This window comes from Nocardioides sp., assembly GCF_031422975.1.
Classification (GTDB): domain Bacteria; phylum Actinomycetota; class Actinomycetes; order Propionibacteriales; family Nocardioidaceae; genus Nocardioides.
Map to the genome: position 1 here is coordinate 1 of NZ_JANPEO010000064.1, position 3547 is coordinate 3547.

The following is a 3547-nucleotide window of genomic DNA, read 5'->3' on the forward strand; positions in this document are numbered from 1 at the left end:
GCTCCTGACCGGACACGCGGACTCCACGCTGGTGGACCTGGCAGTGGAGGCGCGAGCCAGTTCTGTGCTACCCAAGAACGGCTCTCTGTCCGATCTCATGGACGCGCTGGAGACTGCAGGGAAGGGCGGCCTGCTCGTGCACCCGACCCTGGTGCTGCCGCCGGAGACCCCGGCCGCGGGACACGCCGGTGCTCAGAACCCGCTCAGCCCTCGAGAACGCGACGTGTTGGCGATGCTGGTGCTGGGGATGCGGAGCGACGCCATCGCCCAGGAGCTCGGCATCTCGAGAAACACGTGTCGTGGCTACCTCAAGGCGCCGCTGTGAAAGCTGGGCGCGCACTCACAGCTGGAAGCGGTCGCCATCGCTCGCCGACGGGGGCTCGTGAGCGACCGGTGATCGTCGATGGCAACCGGCCAGGAGACCACGTCTCAGCTGAGGATGGCGTCGACGGTCTTCTTCAGCGCGCCGGGCTGGGAGGGCCTCGTCGGCGCCGACTTCTTGGCAGCCTCGAGCTCGGTGCCGATCTCCTGCAGCGCCTTGCGGCCCAGGCCCTCTCGGACCTTCGGGAACCAGTCCTGCTCCTCCTCCATGTGATGGAGGACGTTCTCGATCAGCACCGTGGTCTTGGCATCGAAGCGCTCGTGGCTGGGCTTCATCCCCGCGAGCTCGACGACGAGCACATCGGCGACGTGGTGTTCCTCGTAGGACTCGAGCACGTCGTCCTCGAGGTCGGGGAGAAGCTCGCGGACCCGCGGGTACATCACTTCGTTCTCGATGTAGGTGTGCACGGTCAGGAGCTCGATGATCTTGTCGACGAGCTCACCCTTGCGGACGGTGGCGTTGTCGCCGGCCTGCTGGAACGTGCGGAACACGCGTCGAATCTCTTGGTGGTCCTGCTTGAGCAGGACGATGGCGTCGCTGGACATCTGGTCTCCCGTGTTTGTGGATGTCCGGTCGCCGTACCCTCGGTGGCCTGAGGTACGCCCCTTCGTGGCAGCTCATCGGCGTGACGTGGACCACAACGTCGCTGAAGCTTCGCCTGTGGCGGGTGGTGCGCGAGTTGGCATTCCTGTGATGCTGGGGACCATGACCGACCGACCCGCCCCCGAGCACCGTCGACCCGAGGGCGTCACCGATGCCACCGTCGAGGCCCTCGGCAAGCTGTCCGCTGCGCTCGACCACATCGAGGACGCCCGAGGACACCTGTTCGCCTTCCACCGGCTGTGCGGCAGCGCCGAGACGACGATGGAGGAGGCGACCGCCATGATCCGCGATGCCGGTCACACCGACATCGCCGACGCCCTGGACCGCGGGGTCCTCGGGCGCAATCCGTTGCCGGGGATGTGGTCATTCCAGATGGTCGAGGCGTACGACGACGGCTACTACGCCGAGGCGAAGGGGATCCACCAGCGGGCTCTCGACGAGCTGGTGGCCGGACAGCGCCACGTGTTCGAGGCAGAGATGAAGGAACTTCGACGCACGCGGGGACGTGAGGGCCACGAGGCGACGCCTGACGACGCGGACGGCAACCTCTGATCGGGATCGGTGTGGTCGAGGTTCAGGCGCTGGACGTCGGGGCACCCTCGGGGACGACAGCCACAGGGCTGTCGGAGCGTTCGAGCACCGCGGCTGAGACGGAACCCGCCAGCAGCTTGGAGATCGAGTTGACCTGGTGTCGCCCGACCACGATCAGGGTGCGTGACTGAGATCCCTGGGTCAGGCATTCGTCCACGAGTCCGTAGCCGAGCTGAAGGCTCACGCGAACATCCGGGAACTTCTCGGACAAACCGGCGACGGACTCGCTCAGGAGAAGGCGTTCGTCCTCCGCGCCGTCGGCGGGAGTCGCAACCTGGGTGACTGCGGCGAGGGTGACGGCAACCGCGAAGGAGGTGTGCATGACGGTCAGGGTTGCGCCACGTAGCGAGGCCTGCCGGAATGCGAACTCGATCACGGGCAGGGACTCCGCGGTGCCGTCCGCGCCGACGAGCACCCCGTCCCGCGGATGGGGCTCTGGGCCGGGCCGGATCACGACCACAGGGCAGTGCGCGTGCTTGGCCACGCTGACGGAGACGGAGCCGAGCAACATGCTGCGGAACGTCCCGCGTCCACGGGAGCCGACAATGATGAGGTGTGCGTCCTCGGAGAGCTCGACGAGCACCTGACGCGGGTCACCCAACTGTGGCGCACCGACCACGTCGAGGCCGGGGTGGATGGAGCCGACCCAGGCGAGGGCGTCGCTGACGACTTCGCGCGCTGTCGTCAGCAGATCGGGCAGTGCCGGACCCTTGGCGCCGACCCACGCGACCGAGCGGATGTCCCCCTCGCCTGCCGCATGGACGACGGTGAGTTGCCGGTTTTCGAGCATGGCCTGCTCGGCGGCCCAGCTGAGTGCTCGCTGGGCGTGCACGGACCCGTCGACACCGACCACAATGGTTCCGGGAGCAACTCGGTCGTGGGTCATGTGCCTGGCCTCGCCGTCTGGGTCGTCATGTCATTCACGTCCGCTGTCTCGCTCAGAAGGTCGGGGCCCAGGGGCGCTCGGCCAGGCTCCGGTGGACCGCGAGGTCTCGAACCAGCTCGTCACGGGTGCCGGCCGGGATCACGGCGACCGGGCGTGTGGCGTGGCGCAGGATGTTGCGCGCGGTGCTGCCGATGAGTCCGCTGAGCGCGGCAGAGTGGTGTCGACCGACCACCACCAGCTGCGCCACCCGGGACGCTTCGAGAAGAGCTTGGTCGGGCTTCTCCGCGACACTGTGGATGGAGACCTCGACGGAGGGGTAGGACTCCTGCCACGGGGCGAGAAGCCGCTCGAGCGCCTCCTGGTGCTCGGCACGCAAGTGCTGGACGTCGTCGGGCGACCAGGCCCTCAGAGTGGGAATCTCCCAGGCGCTGACCACGGCGATCGGAACCGTGAGGGCCGCGGCCCGGGCGAAGGCGAAGTCGAGGACCTCGTCATCGCTTTCCTCCTGCCCACCTGGCCTGTCGAGATTGACTGGGCGGACTCCGACAACAAGGGGGGCGCTGGCCATGCTGGGCTGCATCCAGGCCTCCGGGACGACGATGGTCGGCACGGGTGACCAGCGGGCGACTGCCAGGGAGACGCTGCCCAACACGATGTGCTGGGTCGGTCGCATCGAGCGGCAGCCCACGACGACCGCGTCGGCCTGGGCAGCGGCATCGAGCAACGCCGTCACGGGCTCGCCTGCGACTTCGGTCCTCCTGACGTCGGCGAGAGTCAGCCGGGGGGCCAGGGCGCTGAGGTCGTGCGCACCGACCGGGTCCGGGGTGCTGGTCCCTTCCGGGTGCGCCGAGACCAGGGTCAGCGTGGTTCCGCCCCTCTCGGCCTCGGCAGCCGCCCAGACCAGCGCGCTGACGCTGCGGCCGCGACCGTCGAGGCCGACGACCACGCTCCGGGTGTGGGACGGCGCAGTGTCCTGGCTGTCACTGTGCTTGACCGGGTGTGGGGACGGGCTGGTGGGCGAGTTCACGGTCTCTCCTGACGCCGGGGGCAGATTGCTTCCTCTGATTGATCAAGCCTGCTCTCCA

The 3547-nt window shown here is 68.4% G+C and carries 5 protein-coding genes; 2 read left to right on the forward strand and 3 right to left on the reverse strand.

All coding sequences use genetic code 11. The annotated features are described in order from the left end of the window. A partial coding sequence (locus tag RMO85_RS02210) for a LuxR C-terminal-related transcriptional regulator (RefSeq protein ID WP_310526202.1) occupies window positions 1-325 on the forward strand: 325 nt, incomplete at its 5' end. Between the two features lie 104 nt (window positions 326-429). Here RMO85_RS02210 and RMO85_RS02215 read toward each other — a convergent pair. Further along, window positions 430-927 carry a hemerythrin domain-containing protein gene (locus RMO85_RS02215; RefSeq protein WP_310526203.1) on the reverse strand — a complete coding sequence of 166 codons (498 nt, stop codon included), beginning with the start codon at window positions 925-927 and terminating at the stop codon, window positions 430-432. 160 nt (window positions 928-1087) lie between these two features. Between RMO85_RS02215 and RMO85_RS02220 the strand changes: the two genes are divergently transcribed. Then, window positions 1088-1537: a hypothetical protein gene (locus RMO85_RS02220; RefSeq protein ID WP_310526204.1), complete on the forward strand. Its 450-nt coding sequence runs from the start codon at window positions 1088-1090 to the stop codon at window positions 1535-1537. Window positions 1538-1559: 22 nt separating this feature from the next. Here RMO85_RS02220 and RMO85_RS02225 read toward each other — a convergent pair whose 3' ends face one another. Both RMO85_RS02225 and RMO85_RS02230 read right to left on the reverse strand, forming a co-directional pair. Beyond that, a complete protein-coding gene (locus RMO85_RS02225) occupies window positions 1560-2462 on the reverse strand; it encodes a universal stress protein (protein WP_310526206.1) in 903 nt (300 codons plus the stop codon). Window positions 2463-2514: 52 nt separating this feature from the next. Beyond that, the gene (locus RMO85_RS02230; RefSeq protein WP_310526208.1) at window positions 2515-3489 is read right to left on the reverse strand and encodes a universal stress protein; all 975 of its coding nucleotides are present in this window, start codon (window positions 3487-3489) and stop codon (window positions 2515-2517) included. Between the last annotated feature and the right edge of the window lie 58 nt (window positions 3490-3547).

Bases quoted from the DNA above. Each gene is read 5' to 3' on its own strand.
- RMO85_RS02215 (WP_310526203.1), bottom strand. From the start codon at position 927: ATGTCCAGCGACGCCATCGTCCTGCTCAAGCAGGACCACCAAGAGATT.
- RMO85_RS02220 (WP_310526204.1), top strand. From the start codon at position 1,088: ATGACCGACCGACCCGCCCCCGAGCACCGTCGACCCGAGGGCGTCACC.
- RMO85_RS02225 (WP_310526206.1), bottom strand. From the start codon at position 2,462: ATGACCCACGACCGAGTTGCTCCCGGAACCATTGTGGTCGGTGTCGAC.